This is a genomic window from Bacillus sp. FSL M8-0350 (assembly GCF_038593345.1).
GTDB lineage: Bacteria > Bacillota > Bacilli > Bacillales > Bacillaceae > Bacillus > Bacillus safensis.
Genome location: NZ_CP151985.1, coordinates 2114023 through 2137161, shown reverse-complemented (window position 1 = coordinate 2137161; position 23139 = coordinate 2114023). Strand labels below are relative to the sequence as shown.

Below are 23139 nucleotides of genomic sequence, written 5' to 3'. Positions count from 1 at the left end.
CTATGATAGAATAGGAGTATTGTTTTGAAAAAGGGAGTTTATAAGAATGAATAAACACGTATTGCTTGTTGATGGCATGGCGCTTCTATTCAGATCGTTTTATGCAACGGCTGTCCATCGAAATTTTATGATAAATGATCACGGTGTCCCGACGAATGGAGTAAATGGCTATTTGAAGCATTTATTAACCGCTGTTCAAACATTTGAGCCAACCCATATTGTTTGCTGCTGGGATATGGGAAGCCAAACATACCGAAATGAATTGTTTCAAGATTATAAAGCAAATCGAGGAGAGGCACCTGTCGAGCTCATTCCGCAATTCGATTTAGCAAAGGAAGCGACAGAAGAACTAGGAATTGTAAACGTTGGTATAAAGGGCTTTGAGGCAGATGATTGTATCGGCACGCTGGCGGCAGTCTATCAGAATGAAGCACGTGTGACTGTCCTAACTGGGGACAGAGATTTGCTGCAAATATTGAATGAACAAGTGACGGTTGCTCTAATGCAAAAAGGAATCGGGAACTATAAACATTATACTAAAGCTTTATTTGAAGAGGAAATGGGCATCTCTCCAAAGGCGCTGATCGATATGAAAGCACTTATGGGGGATTCAAGTGATAATTACCCAGGCGTCAAAGGAATCGGAGAAAAAACAGCATTAAAATTTATTCAAACATATCAAACCATTGACGGATTATTAGAAAATGTTCATGAACTAACGGCTGCCCAGCAAAAGAAAATGCAAGCAGGATTAGAAGATTTGAAGCTTTCCCGTTTATTGGCAGAGATCAAATGTGATGTCCCGCTGAGCTGTCCAATTGATGAGGCGAAGGTGAACATCAATCAAGAACGGGCTGCTGCCATGCTGCGATACCATCAAATCAAAGGAATTGAACCGATGGTGAATCGGTTAAGTAAAATAGAGATCAGCTAAGCTGATCCCCACATTCATCTTTTTGTATTGCTTTTCTTCGCTCTATTTTCGAGCTGAGATAGTGGCTGCTTATCTTTTGTTTGCGCATCACCTTGAGGCGTTGTCCCATTTGTGACACGACCTTTATTTTCTTTATCCAATCAGTATCACCTCATACATTAGCATAACCGAAAAAAAGCGATTCATCCTTTAGAAAGGTGAATCGCTTTTCTAGCGAGCTGATCAGCTACATGATTTTCCTTGCTTGGAATCCACTTAATGAAAAATAAATCAAACTGGCTTTGAAGCTCGATCATCTCTTTTATAAAATGCTGAAAGGCTGGATTTTTAGCAAATCCTGCATTGGCTGCACGGTCAACTACCTGTGAATCTGTTCGAAACGAAACGGATCGCAGTCCTTTTTCTACGCAGATTTTCATCCCTTCAATGAGAGCGGAAAATTCTGCTTCGTGATTGCTCATTGATCCAAGAGGAATCGAGAAAGATTCTGCCTTTCCATCATATTTAATGAAAATGCCGATGCCAGAAGGACCCGGATTACCTGCGCTAGCACCATCAATGTATATTTCAGCTGGCAATTTATTTCACCCTTTCATCAAGCGGAACCATTTTTTTCGCTGCATACGCGTATGGTGTCGCAATCGCGGCGACGATAAATTTAATCACATAAGTCGTGATGAAGATTTCGATCCATACATGAAATGGATAGGTGCCAAGAAAGGCAATTGTTGTGAAGATCAGTGTATCAAGCAGCTGGCTGATCATCGTACTTCCAGCGTTGCGCACCCAGAGCGCACCATCGGAAGGAAATATCCGGCGAATAAACGAATATACATAAACATCTAACATTTGACTGATGATATAAGCAGCAAGACTGCCAAGTGCGACCCTTGGCATAAAGCCAAAAATGGTTTCCAGGGATGTTTGAGAAATGTCGGATGGAGCGGGATGGAAAAGTAAAGCCTCCTGCATGACAACGGTTAGTGTTAAAAGAGTGGCAAAACCAATCCAGACAGCTTTTCTCGCCTCATTTTGTCCATATTTTTCATTCAATACGTCCGTTGCAAAGAATACACTGCCGTATAAAATGTTTCCAAGTGTTGCCGTTAAGCCAAACAATTCAACGGTTTTGACCACTTGTAAATTTGCAGCAACCGTCGCAAAGCCAATCCAGACGAAAAGGCCCATCTTGCCAAATCCTTTATAAAATAGAAGAACAATGATAAAATTAATGATCGCAAATAAGATCCAAATACCTTCATTAAACAAGTGACATGAACTTCCTTTCTCATTGTGAAATGTAACTTTTTGATTATAGCATAACGAACGTTTACCTTAAAAGTACGGGAAGGCGATGTGATCAATGAAATTAAGAGCACACTATACAATGAAAGTGAAATCGATTGGGTCCATTGCTTTTTTCCAAGAAGATTGGATGGAGCTAAAAGAGGCCTTGATTTTAGCCAAACATATCGACAAAAAAGAACCACAGTCACTCCTATCATTTGAAGATGAAAAAGGGGCGATGTGGTCTATTAAAGAACTTGAAAAACTAAATGAAGAACTAAAGCTTGAACCTGATCAGCTTCAGGTCTATTTTGATGCAAGTTTTCACAAAGAAACAGGCGACTCTGGTCTTGGGGTTGTCGTTTACTATAAGCTAGGAGAAGATGCTTATCGTTTGAGAAAAAATCAGCCCTTCCAAGGAATCACCAATAATGAAGCAGAATATGCGGCTTTATTTGAGGCTGTCAAAGCTTTAAAAGATCTTGGAGCAAGCAGAAATTCTGTCACGATTAGAGGCGATTCACTTGTTGTCATGAATCAATTAAAAGGAGAATGGCCTTGTTATGATGATATACATAACAAATGGCTCGACCGGATTGAAGCGGCTTTAAAAGAGCTGAGGCTTACGCCAACATATGAAGTCATCGATCGTAAACAAAATGCAGAAGCGGATCAGCTTGCAAGGCAGATGCTTGCAAACGTCCCAATCGAAAGTAAGTTGAAATTAGAAGCAGACGGAGCTGAATAATGTGGATAAAAAAACAGCAGTACAAGAATTGACGGATCTCCAAGACACGTATTGTTCAGATTGTTTGATTAAGAAGCACTTTCGAAAAGAATATGGAAAAAAATACGCCCACTCCTTTTGTATTCAGCAATGCACAGTAGGAGAGAAAATAAAAGAATACGGACAGACGCTGCTTAAAAAGTAAGCGGCTGCCGCCCCGGTTTTCCCTGCTCAAACATCCGCTCATGAAAAAAAACGGATAGAATGTGTAAAAAGAGAACATATTCTGAAAAATGAGCCGATATAACTATAGAAAGTTTTGGTTGAGTTACTTTTTGACTAAGTGACGGATAATAGAGGAAAAGGGGAAGGCCGGCATGGATAATAAGGATTTCGAAACGGTATTACATCGAACATTTCAAGAGGTATACAGCGATCTAGAGCAGCTAGTAGATGTAGCAAAGAAGGGAAGACCTTTTCTCGAAAAAGATATTTCTGAAATTGAACAACGACTGAAGCAAAATATTTTAGCAATTGAAATTCAGCTGAAAATCAAATAAGAGAGGCATATGCCTCTCTTTATTTTGTCGTTTCATCATTGATTTAGTTGATTAGATTTTTGTTACGTTTGCAGCTTGAGGTCCACGATTACCTTCAACGATTTCAAAAGAAACTTCTTGTCCTTCTTCTAAAGACTTGTAGCCGTCACCTTCGATAGCTGTGAAGTGAACGAATACATCGTCTCCGCCTTCAACTTCAATGAAGCCGAAACCTTTTTCATTATTGAACCATTTTACTTTACCGTTTTGCATATTGCTTTTTCCTCCTAGTACTGTAGCACACCTTTTGGCATACTAAAAAAAATTTTCATCACCTAACGACTTTGCAGTTGTTAAATGATGGTTCCACTATACACCATCAAAAGTAAAGCGTCAAGCAGGCGAGCCAAATTTTGAGCAGAATGTTTGATTTTTTTGTTTTTTTGGTGAATAACAATGAAATATAAAACGTTTTCGGAACCTCACGTGCAGCTTGTCCGTATATAAAAAAAATACAGAAAGAGGTGCAATCATGAATCGTTATACACTTGAAGAATTTGTTCAGAATACGCAGCAAGAAGATAAAGGAGAAGGGGTCTTCGAACTTGAAACACCAAGACTTTTAGAAATTAATTTGACTGACACGATTTGGGCAAAAACGGGTTCCATGGTTTCCTATCGAGGGAAAATCAAATTTGAACGTGAAGGTGTTTTTGAGCACGGCGTCTCCAAGATGTTCAAAAAAATGCTTTCAGGAGAAGGCACCTCACTAATGAAGGCGACAGGTGATGGGAAATTATACGTGGCAGATCAAGGTAAAAAAATCTCGATTCTTCGTTTGGCTCAAGGAGAATCCATTTTTGTGAATGGAAACGACCTGCTTGCGTTTGAACCATCTGTCCGCTGGGATATCAAATTGATGAAAAAAGTATCTGGTATGCTTGCAGGTGGATTATTTAATGTCAAATTAGAAGGGGCGGGCTTAGTTGCAATCACAAGTCATTATGAGCCGCTGACACTCATTGTTCAGCCGGGTGATTCTGTTTATACAGATCCGAATGCGACTGTTGCGTGGTCAGGGGATTTAAAAACTGAATTTGTGACAGATGTTTCCTTTAAAACGTTTATTGGCAGGGGAAGCGGAGAGTCCATTCAAATGAAGTTTACCGGAAGCGGCTTTGTTGTCGTTCAGCCGTTTGAAGAAGTATACACAACAAATGGAAATCAAGGGTGAGGAAAAAGGTGTCCGTCAATGACGGACACCTTTTTATGATAATGCGCGAGCATATGTTTTGTTATTCATGATGAGATCTGACTGCTCAACGATATCTTCCAAAATGGTTTGAGAAGATTGTTTTAAGTGCAGTTTTTTCATGTTTTGTTTCATTGTTTCTAATTTTTCTTCGTCCTGCAGCAAGTTGGTCACAGATTCTAAAATGTCTTCATGTCGGTTAATGACAATGGCAGCGCCATAATCCTCAAAGAAAAGAGCATTTTCCTTTTCTTGTCCAGGGACAGGCTTATAAAGAATGACCGGGACACCGATTGCAGTTGCTTCTGTTAAAGTAATGCCGCCTGGTTTTGTAATCATACAATCTGTTACTCTGAACAATTCATCAATTTGTTCCACATATCCAAGCGCCTTCAATTGATCTGGGTGTGCTTGTTCAAGAACGCTAAGCGATTGTTTCAGCGCGGCGTTCTTTCCGCATACAACAACAATTTGTACTTCACTGTCGAGGAGCAGCGCCTCACATAATTCCTTCACATTTTTTAGTACACCGTGAGCACCGGCCATGATGAGAAGAACTTTTTTATCTGATGATAATCCATATTTCTTATAGATCATCGATTGTGGCACGTCTGCTTCAAACTGTGGTCTAATAGGAATACCTGTCACCTTGACATCGCTTGGATGTGTGCCGATTTCCACTAATTTTTGTTTCACATAATCGGTTGCAACATAGTATCGGTCGATGTTTTCATGTACCCAAATCTTATGGAGACAAAAATCTGTCATGACATTAAAAGTCGGAATCACTTTACCTGTTTTGTTTCGGTATTCTGGTACAACAATCATCGGGAATGTAATAATGATGATGTCCGGATTGTGTAACTGAATTAATTCATCGAGACGCTTATTTCCCATCTTTAAATAAATGTTAAATTTGCGTTTATTGTAAATTTTATCTACACCGTAATAAAACAAGCGATAAAATTGTTTCCCAATGGAAAAGCTCTTCAAGTATAAATATTGAGTCACTTCTGACACAATGGGATTCGATTCTTGATACAAATTAGAAACTACAACATGTTCAAACCCTTGGGATTTGCATTCATCATACAGTGTTTTTGCTACCTGCATATGTCCATTTCCATAATTTGCGGTCAAGATTAATATTTTTTTATTGGTATTCAAGAATATTCACCTCAAATGTAATCAACAACAACAAAACTTCGTACGAAAACTATTAATCTCATAGGTCTACATATACATAAAGATAACATATAAACAGTTAGAGCATATCATTCGTTACGAAAGAATTAAACTAATTTTAAAAAACAAACAGATTCAATTGATAATGGAAGACAGAGCCATTTGTATTTTAACACATTTTGACGATTTATCATCAGACCACAGTCTATTTTATTCCCAAACGTATGGTGTTTCTTGATAAACATAATAATTTAGCCAATTCATAAACAATAAGGTTGCATGGGCTTTCCAGCGATTTACTGGGATTAATGTGTCACCATCTTCTATAAAATAGTGGACAGGTTTTTGGACTGTATCATGTTTCAACAAATCTCTTTCATATTCCTGCATCAATGTATCTGTATCATATTCAGGATGTCCAGTTAAAAATACTTGTTTATCATCATCTGAAACAATTAAACAAACACCCGCTTCTTCAGACATACTCAAGACTTTCAAATTCGGCGTGTTTTTTAATTGTTCTGTATTAATATCTGTATGCCTAGAATGTGGGACATAGTATACTTCATCAAAACCTCTGACTAATCTTTCTTTTTTCTCTTTCACAATATGCTCAAATACACCAAATTTTTTCTCGGGAAGCTTGATTTTTTCAATCCCGTAATGGTGATATAAACCTGCCTGTGCACCCCAGCAAATATGAAGGGTAGACGTTACATTGGTTTTACTCCAGTCCAAAATGTCCTGCAGCTCTTTCCAATAAGAAACTTCTTCAAAAGGTAAGTGCTCAATTGGTGCGCCAGTGATGATCATTCCATCAAATTTTTTATGGCGGATCGATTCAAAGGTCGTATAAAATTCATCTAGATGCTCTCTCGACGTATTCTTCGGTGTATGTGTACTTGGAATCAAAAACGTGAAGTACACTTGTAAAGGAGAATTTCCGAGCATTCTCAGCAGCTGCGTTTCAGTTTGTATTTTTTTTGGCATTAAATTTAAGATCACGATATTCAAAGGACGGATATCTTGCTTGAATGCCCTTGTCTCATCCATGACGAAAATATTTTCGCTCTCTAGTATTTGTTTTGCCGGCAGATGAACTGGTATGTTAATAGGCAACTCGCCACCCCCTGAACCAAAGCTAATTTCACTTCATTATAGGAACTTTCTGGCGATATTTCAATGTTTCAATTATGTTACAATGAAAAATAGAGCAAAAAAGAATGCTGTTTCTGTAAAAAAAGGAGGCCATTTTGTTATGATCACAAAGCATTTATCTGATATTGACATTGCCCAAAAGGCTAAGCTGAGACCGATTCAAGACATCGCAGCAAAGCTGCAAATACATGACGAAGAATTAGAATGCTATGGTTTCACAAAAGCGAAAATATCTTTGACTATTTTTGACCGTTTAAAGAAACAAAAAGAAGGACACGTGATTCTTGTCACTTCGATTAACCCTACGCCAGCAGGTGAGGGGAAATCCACCGTAACTGTCGGCCTTGGTCAAGCCTTTGAAAAAATTGGCAAAAAAGCGATCGTTGCGATGCGTGAGCCATCATTAGGTCCTACAATGGGGATTAAAGGCGGAGCAGCGGGCGGAGGATATTCACAGGTGCTGCCAATGGAAGAAATCAATCTTCACTTCACTGGAGATTTTCATGCCATTACATCTGCACATAACGCCTTATCTGCATTTATTGATAACCATATCCATCACGGAAATGAACTCGGTATCGACACGCGGCGCATTGTGTGGAAGCGGGTGCTTGATTTAAACGATCGTGCATTAAGACAGGTCGTTGTCGGACTTGGCGGTCAGTTAAATGGGTATCCTAGAGAAGACGGATTTGATATTACAGTGGCTTCCGAAATGATGGCGATCCTCTGTTTAGCAGAAGACTTAAACGACTTAAAAAAACGTCTTTCTTCTATTGTTGTTGCCTATAATCAAGAAGGCGAGCCAGTCACAGTGGGAGCACTTGGATATGAAGGTGTTCTGACGCTACTTTTAAAAGATGCACTCAAACCAAACCTTGTTCAAACGATTGAAGGAACCCCAGCCCTTGTCCATGGCGGTCCTTTTGCTAATATTGCACATGGATGCAATAGTTTAATTGCAACCAAAATGGCAGCAAAATTAGCTGATTATGTCGTAACAGAAGCAGGATTCGGAGCAGATCTTGGAGCAGAAAAATTCCTCCACATTAAAACAAGAGCTGGTGATTTCAAACCTGGTGCAGTTGTCATTGTGGCGACAGTGAGAGCATTAAAGATGCATGGCGGAATGAAGAAAACCGAACTCAAAGAAGAGAATGCACACGCCGTAATAGAAGGTATACATAATTTAGAAAAGCATATTGAAACTGTGCAAGCTTTTGGTCTTCCATATATTGTGGCGGTAAACCGGTTTATGACGGATACAAAAGAAGAGATTCAAGCGATAGAAGATTGGTGCGAGAAACATGGCCATCCAGTCAAAGCCGTGAATGTATGGGAAGAAGGAGGCGAAGGCGGGACAGCTCTTGCCGAGGAACTAGCAGCACTCATTGAAAAGAAAAAGAACAACTTTACCTATTTGTATGAAGAGAATGATTCCATCGAAGAAAAGTTATCTAAAGTGGCCAAAGTGGTTTACGGGGCAGATGGGGTCACGCTCACAACTAAAGCAAGAAGGCAGCTGGCTGCCATTGAAGAAAACGGCTGGGCTCATTTACCGGTTTGTATGGCAAAAACACAATATTCTCTTTCAGATGATCCAGCTTTAATCGGCAGACCTAAAGGCTTTACCATTACGATTCGAGAGTTAAAGCCGTCTGTAGGAGCAGGGTTTATTGTAGCCTTAACCGGAAGCATTTTAACAATGCCTGGATTACCTAAAAAACCCGCGGCTCTTGAAATGGATTTATTAGAAGACGGCAGTGTAACAGGACTCTTTTAAACGGGAGCATAAAAAGCGATTTTCTAAAAGAAGCATGTTACGATAGGAAAAAGTGAATCCTAGGAGGCTATGAGATGTCAATTTATGATATTCAGGTCAAGACCATTAACGGTCAGGAACAATCGATGGCAGATTATAAAGGAAAAGTGCTCATTATTGTAAATACAGCAAGCAAATGTGGGCTGACTCCTCAATTTAAACAATTACAAGAGTTATATGATCAATATCATGAAAAGGGCCTTGAAATTTTAGGATTTCCGTGTAACCAATTTATGAACCAAGAGCCAGAAGGAGAAGAAGCCATTCAAGAATTCTGTTCTTTGAATTATGGAGTGACCTTCCCTATGTTTGCGAAAGTAGATGTCAATGGCGAAGAGGCGCACCCGCTGTTCAAGCATTTAACAAGTCAAGCGAAAGGTGTGCTTGGGACAAAAACAGTGAAATGGAATTTCACAAAATTTATCGTGGACCAAGACGGAGAAGTTATTGAACGATTCTCGCCGAAAACACCACCAAAAGAATTAGAAAGCTCAATCATCGCTCTGCTCAACAAATAAGATGCTGACAGTCATGCAGCGAAAACAATTGGAGGCAGCTGCCTCCTTTGTTTCAGACAGGCTGAAGGATGAACCGACTGGACACGATGCGGCTCATGTTGCTCGTGTGCGCCAGCTTGCCGTCCGTATTGCAAATCAGGAAGGCGGCTCTCTATTTATCATCGAGATGGCAGCGATTGTACATGATGTCATTGATGAAAAGCTGTCAAGTGAATGGAAGGTCACTGAAAAGCAGCTTGAGAACCAGCTCCTTTTGTGGGAATTGGACACGCGGGATGTCCGCTATATCATGGACATCATTACAACGATGTCTTTTCGTGATCGGCATAAGCAGTTTAAGCCAATGACGTTAGAGGGGGCCATTGTTCAAGATGCCGATAGGCTGGATGCGATAGGAGCAAGCGGTATCGCTAGAGTGTTTACGTATGCTGGCGCTACAGGTGAGCCCCATTATACAGAGGACATGCAGCAGGGCTCTGTGCTAAAGCATATGGAAGAAAAACTGCTCAAATTAAAAGACTTGATGAACACTCATGCAGGAAAGCAGCTTGCTGATGAGCGGCATGAATTGATGAATTTATTTATCAAGAAGTGGAAAGAAGAATGCGGCCTTACAGATGAGTAGGGTCTTTATGTGTGTAAGGAGGATATATCAATGAAAATAACAGCAATAGAACCAACGCCAAGTCCGAATACCATGAAGGTAATTTTGACAGAAGCACTTGCTGGCGGTAAAAGCAACAACTACAAAAAGGATCAAAAAGACGAAGCGCCAGAAATGATCAAGCGTATTTTAAGCATCGAAGGTGTAAAAGGGGTTTATCATGTTGCAGATTTCTTAGCGGTTGAGCGAAATGCAAAGTTTGACTGGCAGGGTATTTTACAACAGGTTAGAGAAGCCTTTGGACAAGAAACAGAAGGTCTTCAGGAAGGATCGCAGTCAGGCGATGACACATTTGGTGAAGTGAAAGTGTTTGTCCAAATGTTTAATGGGATTCCAATGCAGGTCAAACTGTCAGACGGTGAAAGAGAAGAGCGGTTTGGCATGCCTGAACGTTTTCAAGCAGCCATTTTAAAGCTTAGAAGCAGCTCAGACAATGTCGTGTTTGAACGTGTGTGGAAAGAACACGGCGTTCGTTTTGGAGAATTTGCTGATATCGGTGAGGAAGTCACAGAGGAGCTGCAAGCAGCCTATGATGATGAGCGTTTAGCCCGCTTAACAGAGGCAGTGAAAGAAGGGCAGGAAGCTGTAGATAGACAGGTGAACCGAAAGGCATATGATGTAACAGAAGACATGCTGCAAGAGGAAGATTGGAAAAAACGTTTTGCTCATTTAGAGCAAATGCAGCCAGAGCTAAAGGATATACCTGTTTTAATGAAAGCAATGGAGGATCCCAAAACGTCTATTCGCAGACAAGCCGTTGTGAATGCTGGCATGATTGAAGATCCTGCCATTCTGCCTATTTTATATAAAGGGCTCGAAGACAAAACAGTGACGGTCCGCAGAACGGCTGGTGACTGTATTTCTGACCTTGGTGACCCGAGTGCTAGCGAAGCCATGATCGCAGCATTAAAGGACCCGAGTAAGCTCGTCCGCTGGCGTGCAGCTATGTTTCTTTATGAAGAAGGGGACGAAACGGCACTTGAAGCATTAAAAGAAGCAGAGCAAGACCCTGAGTTTGAAGTCAGTCTTCAAGTGAAAATGGCGATTGAGCGCATTGAGCATGGAGAAGAAGCAAAAGGCTCTGTATGGAAGCAAATGACAGAAAGTAGAAAGAATGCATCAGAATGATGAGAAAGATGAACAAGCTGCCAATGAAAAGCAGCTTGTTTTTCTAAAAATGATAGACAGAAAAATTTTTTTAGAAAAATTATTTTGAATATTGTTGAAATATGCGAAAAAACTCTATATAGTAGTACCAATATAGAATATTGGAGGTCAGATTTTATGACACGAACCTTGCTGAGCGCTTGCTTCAGCAGCCATGTTAGTCATCGGTCATTCATAGGTGGCTAAATAAACAGAAAATTTGTAAAATAAAATCAACTCAAAATCATGCAGTCAACAAGACTTGTAGTATAGGAGGCTTTTTAAACAGATGGCAGAACTACGCAGTAACATGATTAAACAAGGAATCGACAGAGCACCTCACCGAAGCTTACTAAGAGCGGCGGGGGTAAAGGATGAGGATTTCGGCAAGCCATTTATTGCCGTATGTAATTCCTATATTGATATTGTCCCAGGACATGTCCATCTTCAGGAATTCGGGAAGATTGTGAAGGAAGCCATTCGTGAAGCTGGCGGAGTGCCATTTGAATTCAATACGATTGGCGTCGATGATGGAATTGCCATGGGTCATATCGGGATGAGATATTCATTGCCAAGCCGTGAAATCATTGCGGACTCTGTAGAAACCGTTGTATCTGCTCATTGGTTTGATGGAATGGTTTGTATTCCTAACTGCGATAAAATCACACCAGGAATGATGATGGCAGCGATGCGCGTGAATATCCCGACTGTCTTTGTGAGCGGGGGACCGATGGAAGCGGGTAGAACAAGTGACGGCAGAAAAATTTCTCTTTCTTCTGTATTTGAAGGCGTTGGTGCATACCAGTCAGGTAAAATCAATGAAGAGGAGTTAAATGAATTAGAGCAGTTTGGCTGTCCAACCTGCGGATCTTGTTCAGGTATGTTTACAGCTAACTCAATGAACTGTTTAGCGGAAGCACTCGGGATCGCTCTTCCTGGAAATGGAACGATTTTGGCGACATCACCAGAACGAAGAGAATTTGCGAAGAAGTCTGCAAAACAACTCATGGAGCTCATCAAAAAAGATATTAAACCACGGGATATTGTCACTGAAAAAGCAATTGATAATGCATTTGCATTAGATATGGCACTTGGTGGTTCAACCAATACCGTTCTTCACACATTGGCAATTGCGAATGAAGCAGGTGTTGAATATTCACTTGAACGTATCAATGAAGTAGCAGAACGTGTGCCTCATTTATCAAAACTTGCTCCAGCTTCAGACGTTTATATTGAGGATTTACATGAAGCAGGCGGTGTTACAGCGGCACTAAATGAATTGTCTAAAAAAGAAGGAGCTCTTCATTTAGATACAATGACTGTCACTGCGAAAACGCTTGGCGAGAACATTGCGGGGCATGAGGTAAAAGATTATAACGTCATTTATCCAATTGACAAGCCATTTACTGAAAAAGGCGGCTTAGCCGTTTTATTTGGAAACCTTGCGCCAGATGGAGCCATCATTAAAACGGGCGGGGTACAAGACGGGATCACACGCCACGAGGGGCCTGCGATCGTATTTGAATCCCAGGAAGAAGCCCTTGAAGGTATCATTAATAGAAAAGTAGAAGCAGGACATGTTGTCATCATTCGCTACGAAGGACCTAAAGGCGGACCTGGCATGCCTGAAATGCTTGCACCTACTTCACAAATCGTCGGCATGGGACTTGGACCAAAGGTTGCTTTAATTACAGACGGACGTTTTTCCGGCGCTTCTCGCGGATTGTCTATTGGGCACGTCTCTCCAGAGGCAGCTGAGGGCGGCCCGCTTGCATTTGTTGAAAATGGTGACCATGTCGTTGTCGATATCGAACAGCGCATTTTAAGCGTAGATGTTCCAGAGGAAGAATGGGAAAGAAGAAAAGCAAACTGGAAAGGCTTTGAGCCAAAAGTGAAAACGGGTTATCTTGCTAGATATTCAAAACTTGTGACATCAGCCAATACAGGCGGAATCATGAAAATTTAATCTGATATCGAACATTTGAAAATTGGCTCTCTCTATAGTATCCTTTATTCACAACATAAGGATTATAGAGGGGGCTTTTTTATGTCAATGGCATATGAAGAATACATGCGCCAGCTCGTTGTACCGATGCGTCAAGAGCTGACAAGTGCAGGATTTCAAGAACTAACAACGGAAGAAGAAGTAGAACAAACGATGCAAGAAGCCGAAGGAACGACATTTGTAGTTGTTAATTCTGTATGCGGGTGCGCTGCCGGCTTAGCACGCCCAGCTGCTACTCAAGCTGTGATGAAGGCAGAAAAAACTCCAGATCGAATTGTCACAGTTTTTGCTGGTCAGGACAGGGAAGCAACGGCAAAAATGAGAGAATACTTCACAGGCGAAGAGCCATCGTCTCCATCTATGGCACTTTTAAAAGGAAATGAACTCGTTCATTTTATTCCGCGTGACGAGATTGAAGGTCATGAAATGGAAGACATCATGAACAACGTCTTATCTGCATTTGAAAAACATTGCTAATACACATGTTGAAATGTCCTGTGATCAAGTCAGGGCATTTTTTCTTGATCATGATGGAGGAACCGCATGCTTATCACAACAAGCTTTAGAGCAAATGAACAAACAATTGAAACAGCAAAAGCCCTTGCAGAGGATTTACATGGTGAGTATGTTGAAAGGCGCAAACAATCCGTCAAGCAGCTTGCGATGAAACGAGGAGACGTCCTTGTTGTGGGGAATGAAAGATTCGAATGGTATCAGCCAAATGGTGAAAAATTCTTCTTCCACCCAAGCTCAGCAATGTTCAGGGTGAAGCGGCTCATGCGCGGAGAAAAGGATCCTTTAATCGAAGCCACGCAGCTTCAGCCGGGCGATTCCTTTTTAGATTGTACGCTTGGCCTAGGATCAGATGCCATTACAGCCAGCTTGCGAGTAGGTCCGAATGGAAGGGTCATTGGTATCGAAAAGAATCCCATGACAGCATTGTTAGTCCGAGAAGGATTAAACACATGGGAGACAGGGGTAAGGGAGGCAGATGAAGCAATGAAACGGATATCTGTTGTAAGTGGAGACAGTATCGAGCAGCTAAAAAAGCTCTCTGATGAATCAATTGATGTCGTCTATTTTGACCCGATGTTTGAGGAGGCGATTCAAGAATCTGCAAGTATCGCTCCGCTCCGTCATGCGGCAGAGTACCACTTTGATCACGAAACAGCCGTCCAAGAAGCGCTGAGAGTAGCGAGAAAAAGAGTGGTTTTAAAAGATCATTGGAAAAGCACCCGATTTCAAGCAGACTCCTATCAATTTCACGTTTTAAAACGAAAAACAGCCCAATTTCATTATGGATATATTGAGAAAGAAAAAAGCCCTCGCTAAAGGTTCAGCTGTGCAGACAATTCTTTTTAATTCCTTGTCAAGCATCTAAAAAAGCCCTTATTCAGGGCTTTTAATCTGTAATCTCCATATAGACAAAATAAAATAATGTCAGCAAGGAAGCCGTAATAAAAAACCCTTCAAGCATACCCATTCCTCCCAAATTTTAGTCGCCTTTACTACCATTGTAAACGTTTTATTATAAAAAAGAAAGTCTCAAATCGGTGACCAAATTGAATGACTGAAAATTCATTATATGCTAGAATAGCAGTATGATAACTTATGGAAGGAATTAGATATCATGAAGATGTGGATGAGAAAAACGCTTGTTGTGCTCTTTACGATTGCAACTTTTGGTTTAGTCTCTCCTCCGTCGGCTTTGATGACAGACAAGCCCTCTGAACTTTCTTCATCTGATAAAACGCCTTATACAGCTGTTTATGATACATCAGATGAATTGCGCAGCTGGGAACTAACGCAAGAGGAAAGCAAAGAGCAGATAGACCCCTTTGAGCAATATAAGCAAGAGGTGCTGTCAAGTGCAGAAAATCAATCCTTTCTCAAATTTGGCCGTAAAATCACACCTGTCATTGAGGACGAGTACAGAGAAGAAATTCAGCCGAAGATTGAACAAGTGTTAATCGACTATTTAACAAATTTCAAAGATGACGAAAAATTTCAAGATGTTGTGATAACTGATCAGCCTTCAAGCGGAAATGGCGAAAAAATCTTCCACATTTACAACCGCAAGACCGGAGAAGATTTGCTCCGTTTTCATGTCAGAAGAGATCAGCCGCCTCACAGCGGATATTGGTTTAACTTTCATTACCATACAGCAGAAGATGGATTCCAGACGCATCATGAACTCGGTAATATTTACTGGGATAAAAACACCCCGCCGAGCTGGATGAGCCACTAGAAGGAGATGTCATGCCAATTGAAAAAATATACAATGAACGAAATGGTGCAGATTACAAAACAAATGTTAAACGATCGCGGAGTGAAAATTGAAGATATCGCACACATTGTGCTGAAGCTCCAAGAAAAATATCATCCAAACCTTCCACTTAGTGTCTGTATTGAAAATGTTGAAAAAGTGCTGAATAAAAGAGAAATTGTCCATGCAGTTTTAACAGGACTTGCCCTTGATCAGCTGGCAGAAAAAAAGCTTTTGCCAGAACCTTTACAGCACTTAGTTGAAACAGATGAGCCGCTATATGGAATTGATGAGATTATTCCGCTTTCCATTGTCAATGTATATGGATCAATCGGTTTGACCAACTTCGGTTATTTAGATAAAGAGAAATTTGGTATTATTCGTGAATTAGATGAAGGTCGTCCAGGTGAAGTGCATACTTTCCTTGATGACCTAGTCGCTGCACTTGCCGCAGCAGCTGCAAGCCGCATTGCTCACTCACACCAAGATATTAAGGATGAAGAGCAGGAACGAGTGAATCAAGCATAAAAAGAAAAACATGTCTGCTCATCCTGCAGGCATGTTTTTTTGGTTTCAAGAAAAGCCGAAATAAGGTAAACTACAACAAGAACATAAATAAAGGATGAAAAAAATGAAACAATACAAAGAGTTATGCCGTCATGTATTACAGCACGGGGATGAAAAAGGTGACAGAACGGGTACAGGTACAATCAGCACGTTCGGTTACCAGATGAGATTTGATTTACAGGAAGGGTTTCCTCTTTTAACCACAAAGAAATTACACCTGAAATCAATCATTCATGAGTTGCTTTGGTTTTTAAAAGGTGATACAAATGTCAAATATCTTCAAGAAAATGGTGTCCGGATTTGGAACGAATGGGCAGATGAAAATGGAGAGCTGGGCCGTGTATACGGGGCGCAGTGGAGATCATGGGCGAGCGGAGACGGCGAGACAGTGGATCAGATCGCAAAGCTGATTCATGATATTGAGCACAACCCGAATTCAAGACGACTGATCGTCAGTGCTTGGAACCCGGGGGAAATTGATCAAATGGCGCTGCCTCCTTGTCATTGTCTGTTTCAATTTTACGTATCAAACGGGAAGCTTTCCTGCCAGCTATATCAAAGATCGGCAGATATCTTTTTAGGCGTGCCATTTAATATCGCTTCATATGCTCTTCTAACGATGATGATTGCCAAAGTCACAAATCTTGAGCCAGGAGAGTTTATTCATACACTCGGAGATGCTCATATTTACCAAAATCATCTTCCACAGGTGAAAATGCAGCTAGAGCGCGAGGAACGCACGCTTCCTACGCTTCGTATTACGAGAGATGTAAAAAGCATTTTTGATTTTACGTTTGATGATTTTGTGCTTGAGAACTATGATCCGCATCCGCATATTAAAGGAGAAGTCAGTGTATGATTTCCATGATTGTGGCGACAGGAGAAGACAGAGTCATTGGTCAAGATAATCAAATGCCTTGGCATTTACCAGCAGATTTAGCGTATTTTAAAAAAGTCACAGGCGGTCATACGATTGTCATGGGCAGAAAAACCTTTGAATCGATTGGACGAGCGCTGCCTAACCGCCGAAACATTGTGCTGACCACAAGTTCTTCTTTTAAAGCAGAAGGATGCGAGGTTGTTCATTCAATTGCTGACATTTTGGCAATTGCGGAAAGCGAGACAGAGCTATTTATCATTGGCGGGTCTAAGCTGTATGAAGAAATGATGCCATATGCGGATCGTCTCTATATCACGCACATTCACCATGCGTTTGAAGGAGACCGCTATTTCCCGTATTACAATGAAGATGAATGGACGATTGTATCACGCGAAAAAGGCCATCGTGACGAAAAGAACCCCTACAATTATGAATTTGTCGTCTATGACAAAAAAGGGTAAGTGAGTAGGAGGAGTACGGTTGTTTCGTTATTGGTTTTTAACGATTTATGTTGTTGTATCCTTTTTAAAAAGTATGAGGCATTTGTACGATCATGAATTAACGGATCCACGCATTTCCTATACGAAACGAATGCATCTCATTCATGAGCATGCAAAAAGATTTGCCCGGGGATGTATTGATCAATCAGGATCAGTCATGACCATTCATCAGCAAAAGAAGCTGCCAGATGGCCCGGTTATTTATGTCACAAAAGAGCTGAATCCAGTCACAACGACATTATTGATCGGCCACCTTGAGAAGCCATTTGCTTTTATGGCAAAGCCGAAGCTCTTTCGGTATCCGATTATAAAACAATGGCTCAAAAAAATGGCGGTCATTCATCAGAATCAAACGGATGAGGTCTTATTAGAAGAAGCAAAGGAAAGAATCATGTCTGGGCAGAGTATCTTGCTTTCAGAAGCATATCGTCACATTGCAGAGGCGCTGGCTGAAGAATCCGATTGTCCGCTTGTACCGATTGAAACGAGCGGAACGGATCGTCTTTTAACTGGGAAGATCGTGAAAAGACTGCGTCCTGTTAATGTTGATATTCATATTAAAGCTCCTGTCATGATCAGTGATTACGCACAAAAGCGTGCATAGAAAAAACCAGCATCCGAATAGTGGATGCTGGTTTTTTTTCATGCAGCAGGAACGTTCACACAATAGAATAAAATGCAGAAGAACATCGAGGCGCTGCCGCCGAGAACAAAGCTGTGCCAAATCGCATGATGATAGGGGATTTTCCGCCAAATATAAAAGATGGTTCCGACCGAATATAAAATGCCGCCTAACAGTAAGAGGCCAAATCCTGCACCTGTTAATTGGATATAAAGCGGTTTGATGGCAATGATGATCATCCAGCCCATTAATAAATAGACAAGGGTAGATACGATAATAAAGCGTTTGACGAAAAAGATTTTAAAGACAATCCCACCAGCAGCAAGCGCCCATACAATGGCAAGGAGTGTATAACCCAGTGCACCTTTTAGTGGTCCAAGTAAAAAGGGTGTATATGTACCAGCAATCAATACATAAATAGCCGAATGGTCGAGAATTTCAAAAATATCTTTAGTTTTTTGGTGCCGAATGCTATGAAGCAGGGTTGAGCTTAAATAGAGCAGAAGCATGGATGCACCAAATATCGAAAAGCTGATAATGTCTGTGACGGTGCCGTATTGAACAGCGAATAAGACGAGAAACACAATAGCTGGAATGGATAAAATAACACCAATGCCATGTGTAATGGCGTTTGCAATTTCTTCTTTTACAGTAAACAATGGATGTCCTCCTTTTATTGAACCGGTATATAACCATCAAGCGACTTCAGGAATGAAAGACCTTCAAGTGTAATCTTCGTTCCGGCTCTGCCTTTTCCTTTCGTCACGTATGCTTTTTTCTCAAGATCATCTAAGCGGTTTCGCACCTGCTGAGGGGTCAGCGGGATGTCTCCTTGTTTGCTTAATTCAGACAAGATGCGCCTGCTGGCTGCTTCTCCTTTTTCATTGAGAGATTTAATGGCTTCCAGCAAGAAAACAAACTCTTGTTTTTCCATTAGTGTGAGCTGGTGTTCTTCCTTTTTACCTTTCACGGCTGAGGGAAGGGGTGCTAACACAAAGGGCGGTAAATGATGTAAAAATACCGTGTGGCCCTCGAGTATGGACGCAGCGTAATGAACAATATTTTTGAGTTCTTGGACATTTCCTTCAAATGGATACTGCTGCAAGGCTTCCCAAACACTTGGATCAATATCAGGCGCCATGTTCAGCTTTTGAAAGAAAGCATCTATTAACACAGGAATATCTGTTTTTCGTTCGGCTAAAGCTGGAAGGGCCAAATGAAGAACATTCAGACGATAAAACAGCTCGGGTAAAAAGGTAGAAGAAACCCTGAGTGCCTCTATTGATAAAGACGAAGAAGCGATTACTTTTGTTGCAGGTGACGTTTCTAGAAAGTGAATGACCTGGTGCTGCATAGAAATACTTAATGCACCGATTTCATCTAAATAAAGAATTTGATTGTTTTTTTCTGTGAAGGCTTTCTGTAAGGTTTCTTCATTCAAGATGGGGCAATACATGTGTGTCAGTGATGCGTGTGGAACAGATACGTTCGCCATTTCTTGGGCGAATAGCGTTTTGCCTGTGCCGATGTCTCCTGTTATCAAGACAGGCTGTTCGTTTTTCGAAAATTGTTTTGCCAGATGAATTGCATGCTTGATATCTTGATGATCTCCATAGATAGATGCGAATGATTGAGTGGCCATTGGGTGATTCCTTTCTTTGTGGTTCTAATTGGTTCAATTGTAACACCCAATTAAAACAAATGTACAGGAAAACGAAAAAGTTTATAAAATTTATGATGGATCGGTGATCTATTGGTTTATTTTTTGAATATTCATGTTATAATGACAAATTAAATAAGGTTAAAGAGAAAGGATCTTGTACATGAAACCGTTGCTCAAAGAAAATACGCTAATTCAAGTGAAAGACATCTTAAAAGCCCATCAAAATTTGAAGGATGTAGTCATTCATACACCACTTCAAAAAAATGAGCGACTTTCTGAACGATATGAATGCAATGTCTACTTAAAAAGAGAGGATCTTCAAGTAGTTCGTTCCTTTAAATTAAGAGGCGCTTTTAATAAAATGAGCCAGCTTCCAAAAGATAAACTAGAAAATGGCATTGTCTGTGCAAGTGCTGGAAATCACGCGCAGGGTGTTGCCTATTCTTGTAAATATTTAGGCATCCACGGGAAAATCTTTATGCCTGCTACGACGCCAAGGCAAAAAGTATCACAAGTGGAGCTGTTCGGAAAAGAATATGTTGAAATTATCTTAACCGGAGATACGTTTGATGATTCGTATCATGAAGCCGTAAAATGCGGAGATGAAGAGAAGCGCGAATTTATCCATCCGTTTGATGATCTGGATGTGATGGCAGGACAAGGAACGACTGCTGTCGAAATCTTAAATGATATCGAAGTGGAGCCTCACTTTTTATTTGCAAGTGTCGGAGGTGGAGGTCTGTTATCTGGTGTTGGTACATATATCAAAAATATCTCACCAGAAACCGAAATCATTGCAGTCGAACCGCTTGGCGCAGCTTCACTGCATGCCTCACATGAGAAGGGCGAGGTTGTGACACTTGATTCGATTGATAAGTTTGTAGACGGAGCAGCGGTTCAGCGAATTGGCGAAAAGACGTTTACATCGCTTCAGTCTGTTGTCGATAAAATCAGTCTTGTACCAGAAGGGAAAGTATGTACAACGATTTTAGAGCTGTATAATCAATGTGCGATTGTAGCAGAACCGGCTGGCGCATTGCCGATCGCAGCATTAGATGCTCATCGCGAGGAGATCAAAGGGAAAAATGTTGTCTGTATTGTCAGTGGAGGAAATAATGACATCGGCAGAATGCAGGAAATCAAAGAACGCTCGATGATCTATGAAGGGCTTCAACATTACTTTATTGTCAATTTTCCGCAAAGAGCAGGAGCGCTTCGTGAATTTTTAGATGAAGTGTTAGGGCCAAATGATGATATCTCACGCTTTGAATATACGAAAAAGAATAACCGAAGCAAAGGTCCTGCGCTAGTCGGCATCGAATTGAAAGAAAGAGATGACTATGCAGCGCTGATTGAGCGGATGGATAAAAAAGGATTCCACTATGTTGAAGTGAATAAAGATCAAGATTTATTCCACCTATTTATTTAGGCTTAACAGATAATTGGAAAAGAGGATTGATCGTTTGTGCTGCTCAAAACAATATGTTTTAGACGGATGGATGGAGCTCAGATCAAGGTAACAGAAGTCCCTGTTCTAAAGGGAGATGAGACGTATCGTTTCATGCTCACCTTTAGACTTGAAGCTTTCTTGAAAAAAGTCTATGTATCTAAAGGAAAGAGAGCTGTGTACTCTTTCAGAGAGGATGTGAAACGTAACGTCAAGTGGAGCACATATGAACAGATCTATCAGGAGCCTACACTGAAACACAATGCGTAAGCAGAAATCTTTGTCAAAAGGGGGAAGCAGCCATTTTGAAATGGCAGCTGCTCAGTTTGGCAAGGATTTTTTTCATGACAAGAAGAAAATGTGACAATTTCAAAAACGTTAGGTCAGTTGTTTTCAAGTGTGCAGGAAATAAGGTAATATCATAAGTAAAGACTAAGACAGCAAGGATGAGACGATAGTGAAACAAATTAAAATTGTAACAGATTCAACTGTGGACCTTCCGCAAGAAAAAATCAATGATCTTTCCATTCACGTGATTCCGCTCAATATCTCCATTTCTGGAGTTGATTATATTGACCGAGTGAATATACAGCCAGATGAATTTATTGAAAAAATGGAGGCCGCTGAGGAACTGCCGAAAACGTCTCAACCTGCGATCGGTCAATTCGTCGAATTATATGAAAGGCTGACGGCAGATGGAAGCGAAGTGATCAGTATCCATTTAACTGGTGGAATGAGTGGTACTGTTCAAACTGCTGAAAGCGCTTCGAAAATGGTAGATGGAAATATCACGGTGATTGATTCGAATTTTATTTCCTATGGATTAGGATTTCAAGTCATCAAAGCAGCAGAACTAGCCAAAAAGGGTGCAAGCCGTGAAGATATTATCACAGAATTAGATAAAATCCGTCATCAAACAAAGCTATATGTCACGATCGATACATTAGAAAATCTCGTCAAAGGCGGCAGAATTGGAAGAGGAAAGGCGCTCATCGGCTCACTTCTTCACATCAAACCTATTGCCAGCTTAACAGACGGGGTATATACGCCAGAAGCGAATGTGAGAAGCTACTCTGCGCTTGTCCGCCATCTGACAAAACAGTATGTACAGGCGGTGAAGGGAAAAACAGTTCAAGCCATTGGGATCGCACATGCAGATGCATTAGAACTCGCTGAAAAGCTAAAAAAAGCGCTGCTTGATCACACACCTGAAGCACTGATTGACATTGCCTACACAACACCGATTATTTCGTGTCATACTGGAAAGGGCGCAATAGGCTTTACTTTTTATACCGATTGATAGAAAAAGGGGATGGACATATCATGTATAGAAAAAGGGGAGCCTTACTTGGTGCGCTTATGATGGTAAGCGTGCTTCTTTTAGTCTCATGTTCAAATGGACAAATCAAGGATGCTTTAAATTATCAAATAGAGCCGTTTGAGTTTGAAAACCAAGATGGCCAAAAGGTGTCATTGGATGATTTAAAGGGGAAAGTATGGGTCGCTGATTTTATTTTCACAAGCTGTGAAACGATTTGTCCGCCGATGACTGCTCATATGACAGAGCTGCAAAAACGGTTAAAAGAAGAAAAATTGGATGCGCATATCATTTCCTTTAGCGTGGACCCAGAGGTCGATTCACCGAAAAAGCTAAAGGAATTTGCAAAAGCCTATCCATTGTCCTTTAAAAATTGGGATTTTCTCACTGGGTATTCACAGTCAGAAATTGAAAAATTCGCAATGAAAAGTTTTAAAACCATTGTAAAAAAACCTGAAGATGAAGACCAAGTGATTCATCAGTCCCTGTTTTTCCTTGTCAATCAAGATGGGAAAGTGATGAAAAACTATGATGGGGTGCAAAACACACCTTATGATGACATCATCAAGGACATCAAAACGCTGAACCGAAGCTAGCATAAGGATGTTCAAATGGGCGAAAACATGATACACTTTTTTA

General features: G+C 40.7%; 29 protein-coding genes. 21 read left to right on the top strand and 8 right to left on the bottom strand.

The genetic code is table 11. From position 1 onward, the window contains the following. Positions 1-46: 46 nt before the first annotated feature. Positions 47-934 carry a 5'-3' exonuclease gene (locus tag NSS80_RS11075; RefSeq protein WP_317221981.1) on the top strand — a complete coding sequence of 296 codons (888 nt, stop codon included), beginning with the start codon at positions 47-49 and terminating at the stop codon, positions 932-934. 14 nt (positions 935-948) lie between these two features. On the opposite strand, the gene NSS80_RS11070 is transcribed toward NSS80_RS11075, so the two are convergent. From NSS80_RS11070 to NSS80_RS11060, 3 genes are read right to left on the bottom strand one after another with little or no spacing between them, the layout of a single operon-like run. Then, a complete protein-coding gene (locus tag NSS80_RS11070) occupies positions 949-1074 on the bottom strand; it encodes a hypothetical protein (RefSeq protein WP_003215584.1) in 126 nt (41 codons plus the stop codon). 42 nt (positions 1075-1116) lie between these two features. Continuing rightward, entirely contained in the window at positions 1117-1512 is a 396-nt protein-coding gene (locus NSS80_RS11065) for a reverse transcriptase-like protein (protein WP_024428129.1), read from the bottom strand. Position 1513: 1 nt separating this feature from the next. Next, entirely contained in the window at positions 1514-2203 is a 690-nt protein-coding gene (locus tag NSS80_RS11060; protein ID WP_024422750.1) for a queuosine precursor transporter, read from the bottom strand. 94 nt (positions 2204-2297) lie between these two features. Here NSS80_RS11060 and NSS80_RS11055 point away from each other — a divergent pair, with 94 nt between their 5' ends. The 3 genes from NSS80_RS11055 (at position 2298) to NSS80_RS11045 (ending at position 3508) form a co-directional block, all read left to right on the top strand. Continuing rightward, positions 2298-2969: a ribonuclease H family protein gene (locus NSS80_RS11055; RefSeq protein ID WP_214755548.1), complete on the top strand. Its 672-nt coding sequence runs from the start codon at positions 2298-2300 to the stop codon at positions 2967-2969. 1 nt (position 2970) lies between these two features. Beyond that, positions 2971-3153, top strand: a complete 183-nt coding sequence (locus NSS80_RS11050) for a zinc-finger domain-containing protein (RefSeq protein WP_024422748.1) — start codon at positions 2971-2973, stop codon at positions 3151-3153. Between the two features lie 172 nt (positions 3154-3325). Beyond that, on the top strand, positions 3326-3508 hold the full coding sequence (locus NSS80_RS11045; protein WP_008346368.1) for a hypothetical protein: 183 nt from the start codon (positions 3326-3328) through the stop codon (positions 3506-3508). A 51-nt stretch (positions 3509-3559) separates the two neighbouring features. Here the strand turns inward: NSS80_RS11045 and cspD are convergent, their stop codons facing one another. Then, positions 3560-3760: a cold-shock protein CspD gene (cspD, locus tag NSS80_RS11040; protein WP_003215784.1), complete on the bottom strand. Its 201-nt coding sequence runs from the start codon at positions 3758-3760 to the stop codon at positions 3560-3562. 259 nt (positions 3761-4019) lie between these two features. Here cspD and NSS80_RS11035 point away from each other — a divergent pair, with 259 nt between their 5' ends. Next, a complete protein-coding gene (locus tag NSS80_RS11035) occupies positions 4020-4721 on the top strand; it encodes an AIM24 family protein (RefSeq protein ID WP_024428131.1) in 702 nt (233 codons plus the stop codon). A 33-nt stretch (positions 4722-4754) separates the two neighbouring features. Here the strand turns inward: NSS80_RS11035 and NSS80_RS11030 are convergent, their stop codons facing one another. Then, positions 4755-5906, bottom strand: coding sequence for a diglucosyl diacylglycerol synthase (locus tag NSS80_RS11030; protein WP_024428132.1), 1152 nt, complete (start codon positions 5904-5906; stop codon positions 4755-4757). A 228-nt stretch (positions 5907-6134) separates the two neighbouring features. Beyond that, complete coding sequence (gene metA / locus NSS80_RS11025) at positions 6135-7043, bottom strand: homoserine O-succinyltransferase (protein ID WP_024428133.1); 909 nt, start codon at positions 7041-7043, stop codon at positions 6135-6137. Between the two features lie 139 nt (positions 7044-7182). Between metA and NSS80_RS11020 the strand changes: the two genes are divergently transcribed. The 12 genes from NSS80_RS11020 to NSS80_RS10965 all read left to right on the top strand — a co-directional run bounded on the left by NSS80_RS11020 (position 7183) and on the right by NSS80_RS10965 (position 18054). Then, on the top strand, positions 7183-8865 hold the full coding sequence (locus NSS80_RS11020) for a formate--tetrahydrofolate ligase (RefSeq protein ID WP_317221983.1): 1683 nt from the start codon (positions 7183-7185) through the stop codon (positions 8863-8865). Positions 8866-8939: 74 nt separating this feature from the next. Further along, positions 8940-9422 (top strand): glutathione peroxidase, encoded by a 483-nt coding sequence (locus NSS80_RS11015; protein WP_024428135.1) that lies wholly within the window; start codon positions 8940-8942, stop codon positions 9420-9422. 1 nt (position 9423) lies between these two features. Beyond that, entirely contained in the window at positions 9424-10047 is a 624-nt protein-coding gene (locus tag NSS80_RS11010) for an HD domain-containing protein (protein ID WP_317221984.1), read from the top strand. A gap of 30 nt (positions 10048-10077) precedes the next feature. Further along, positions 10078-11214 (top strand): conserved virulence factor C family protein, encoded by a 1137-nt coding sequence (locus NSS80_RS11005; protein WP_342498313.1) that lies wholly within the window; start codon positions 10078-10080, stop codon positions 11212-11214. 307 nt (positions 11215-11521) lie between these two features. Beyond that, positions 11522-13198, top strand: coding sequence for a dihydroxy-acid dehydratase (gene ilvD / locus NSS80_RS11000; protein ID WP_024422739.1), 1677 nt, complete (start codon positions 11522-11524; stop codon positions 13196-13198). An 81-nt stretch (positions 13199-13279) separates the two neighbouring features. Beyond that, the gene (locus tag NSS80_RS10995; protein ID WP_024422738.1) at positions 13280-13714 is read left to right on the top strand and encodes a BrxA/BrxB family bacilliredoxin; all 435 of its coding nucleotides are present in this window, start codon (positions 13280-13282) and stop codon (positions 13712-13714) included. A 66-nt stretch (positions 13715-13780) separates the two neighbouring features. After that, positions 13781-14569, top strand: a complete 789-nt coding sequence (locus NSS80_RS10990; RefSeq protein ID WP_317221986.1) for a class I SAM-dependent methyltransferase — start codon at positions 13781-13783, stop codon at positions 14567-14569. Positions 14570-14867: 298 nt separating this feature from the next. Further along, a complete protein-coding gene (locus NSS80_RS10985; RefSeq protein ID WP_317221987.1) occupies positions 14868-15485 on the top strand; it encodes a YpjP family protein in 618 nt (205 codons plus the stop codon). Positions 15486-15503: 18 nt separating this feature from the next. After that, positions 15504-16031 (top strand): phosphatidylglycerophosphatase A, encoded by a 528-nt coding sequence (locus tag NSS80_RS10980; protein WP_024428140.1) that lies wholly within the window; start codon positions 15504-15506, stop codon positions 16029-16031. 103 nt (positions 16032-16134) lie between these two features. Further along, positions 16135-16929 carry a thymidylate synthase gene (locus NSS80_RS10975; RefSeq protein ID WP_024422734.1) on the top strand — a complete coding sequence of 265 codons (795 nt, stop codon included), beginning with the start codon at positions 16135-16137 and terminating at the stop codon, positions 16927-16929. Beyond that, positions 16926-17411 (top strand): dihydrofolate reductase, encoded by a 486-nt coding sequence (locus NSS80_RS10970; RefSeq protein ID WP_024422733.1) that lies wholly within the window; start codon positions 16926-16928, stop codon positions 17409-17411. Before NSS80_RS10975 ends, NSS80_RS10970 begins: the two co-directional genes overlap by 4 nt. A 19-nt stretch (positions 17412-17430) precedes the next feature. Then, positions 17431-18054: a hypothetical protein gene (locus tag NSS80_RS10965; RefSeq protein ID WP_024422732.1), complete on the top strand. Its 624-nt coding sequence runs from the start codon at positions 17431-17433 to the stop codon at positions 18052-18054. Positions 18055-18092: 38 nt separating this feature from the next. On the opposite strand, the gene NSS80_RS10960 is transcribed toward NSS80_RS10965, so the two are convergent. Both NSS80_RS10960 and NSS80_RS10955 read right to left on the bottom strand, forming a co-directional pair. Further along, positions 18093-18731: a hemolysin III family protein gene (locus tag NSS80_RS10960; protein ID WP_024422731.1), complete on the bottom strand. Its 639-nt coding sequence runs from the start codon at positions 18729-18731 to the stop codon at positions 18093-18095. 14 nt (positions 18732-18745) lie between these two features. Next, positions 18746-19714: a sigma 54-interacting transcriptional regulator gene (locus NSS80_RS10955; protein ID WP_125587070.1), complete on the bottom strand. Its 969-nt coding sequence runs from the start codon at positions 19712-19714 to the stop codon at positions 18746-18748. 181 nt (positions 19715-19895) lie between these two features. Here NSS80_RS10955 and ilvA point away from each other — a divergent pair, with 181 nt between their 5' ends. From ilvA to NSS80_RS10935, 4 genes are all read left to right on the top strand, one after another. Next, positions 19896-21164: a threonine ammonia-lyase IlvA gene (gene ilvA / locus NSS80_RS10950; RefSeq protein ID WP_025093104.1), complete on the top strand. Its 1269-nt coding sequence runs from the start codon at positions 19896-19898 to the stop codon at positions 21162-21164. A gap of 36 nt (positions 21165-21200) precedes the next feature. Continuing rightward, positions 21201-21452 carry a YpmP family protein gene (locus NSS80_RS10945; RefSeq protein WP_024422728.1) on the top strand — a complete coding sequence of 84 codons (252 nt, stop codon included), beginning with the start codon at positions 21201-21203 and terminating at the stop codon, positions 21450-21452. Positions 21453-21639: 187 nt separating this feature from the next. Continuing rightward, positions 21640-22482 (top strand): DegV family protein, encoded by an 843-nt coding sequence (locus tag NSS80_RS10940; protein ID WP_280149493.1) that lies wholly within the window; start codon positions 21640-21642, stop codon positions 22480-22482. Positions 22483-22541: 59 nt separating this feature from the next. Further along, a complete protein-coding gene (locus NSS80_RS10935) occupies positions 22542-23096 on the top strand; it encodes an SCO family protein (RefSeq protein WP_029706009.1) in 555 nt (184 codons plus the stop codon). The last annotated feature ends 43 nt before the right edge of the window (positions 23097-23139 follow it).

Bases quoted from the DNA above. Each gene is read 5' to 3' on its own strand.
- NSS80_RS10975 (WP_024422734.1), top strand. From the start codon at position 16,135: ATGAAACAATACAAAGAGTTATGCCGTCATGTATTACAGCACGGGGAT.
- NSS80_RS10955 (WP_125587070.1), bottom strand. From the start codon at position 19,714: ATGGCCACTCAATCATTCGCATCTATCTATGGAGATCATCAAGATATC.
- cspD (WP_003215784.1), bottom strand. From the start codon at position 3,760: ATGCAAAACGGTAAAGTAAAATGGTTCAATAATGAAAAAGGTTTCGGC.
- NSS80_RS10935 (WP_029706009.1), top strand. From the start codon at position 22,542: ATGATGGTAAGCGTGCTTCTTTTAGTCTCATGTTCAAATGGACAAATC.
- NSS80_RS11005 (WP_342498313.1), top strand. From the start codon at position 10,078: ATGAAAATAACAGCAATAGAACCAACGCCAAGTCCGAATACCATGAAG.
- NSS80_RS11020 (WP_317221983.1), top strand. From the start codon at position 7,183: ATGATCACAAAGCATTTATCTGATATTGACATTGCCCAAAAGGCTAAG.
- NSS80_RS11010 (WP_317221984.1), top strand. From the start codon at position 9,424: ATGCTGACAGTCATGCAGCGAAAACAATTGGAGGCAGCTGCCTCCTTT.
- NSS80_RS11035 (WP_024428131.1), top strand. From the start codon at position 4,020: ATGAATCGTTATACACTTGAAGAATTTGTTCAGAATACGCAGCAAGAA.
- NSS80_RS10995 (WP_024422738.1), top strand. From the start codon at position 13,280: ATGTCAATGGCATATGAAGAATACATGCGCCAGCTCGTTGTACCGATG.
- ilvA (WP_025093104.1), top strand. From the start codon at position 19,896: ATGAAACCGTTGCTCAAAGAAAATACGCTAATTCAAGTGAAAGACATC.
- NSS80_RS11075 (WP_317221981.1), top strand. From the start codon at position 47: ATGAATAAACACGTATTGCTTGTTGATGGCATGGCGCTTCTATTCAGA.
- ilvD (WP_024422739.1), top strand. From the start codon at position 11,522: ATGGCAGAACTACGCAGTAACATGATTAAACAAGGAATCGACAGAGCA.
- NSS80_RS10990 (WP_317221986.1), top strand. From the start codon at position 13,781: ATGCTTATCACAACAAGCTTTAGAGCAAATGAACAAACAATTGAAACA.
- NSS80_RS11045 (WP_008346368.1), top strand. From the start codon at position 3,326: ATGGATAATAAGGATTTCGAAACGGTATTACATCGAACATTTCAAGAG.
- NSS80_RS11055 (WP_214755548.1), top strand. From the start codon at position 2,298: ATGAAATTAAGAGCACACTATACAATGAAAGTGAAATCGATTGGGTCC.
- NSS80_RS10970 (WP_024422733.1), top strand. From the start codon at position 16,926: ATGATTTCCATGATTGTGGCGACAGGAGAAGACAGAGTCATTGGTCAA.
- NSS80_RS10985 (WP_317221987.1), top strand. From the start codon at position 14,868: ATGAAGATGTGGATGAGAAAAACGCTTGTTGTGCTCTTTACGATTGCA.
- NSS80_RS11015 (WP_024428135.1), top strand. From the start codon at position 8,940: ATGTCAATTTATGATATTCAGGTCAAGACCATTAACGGTCAGGAACAA.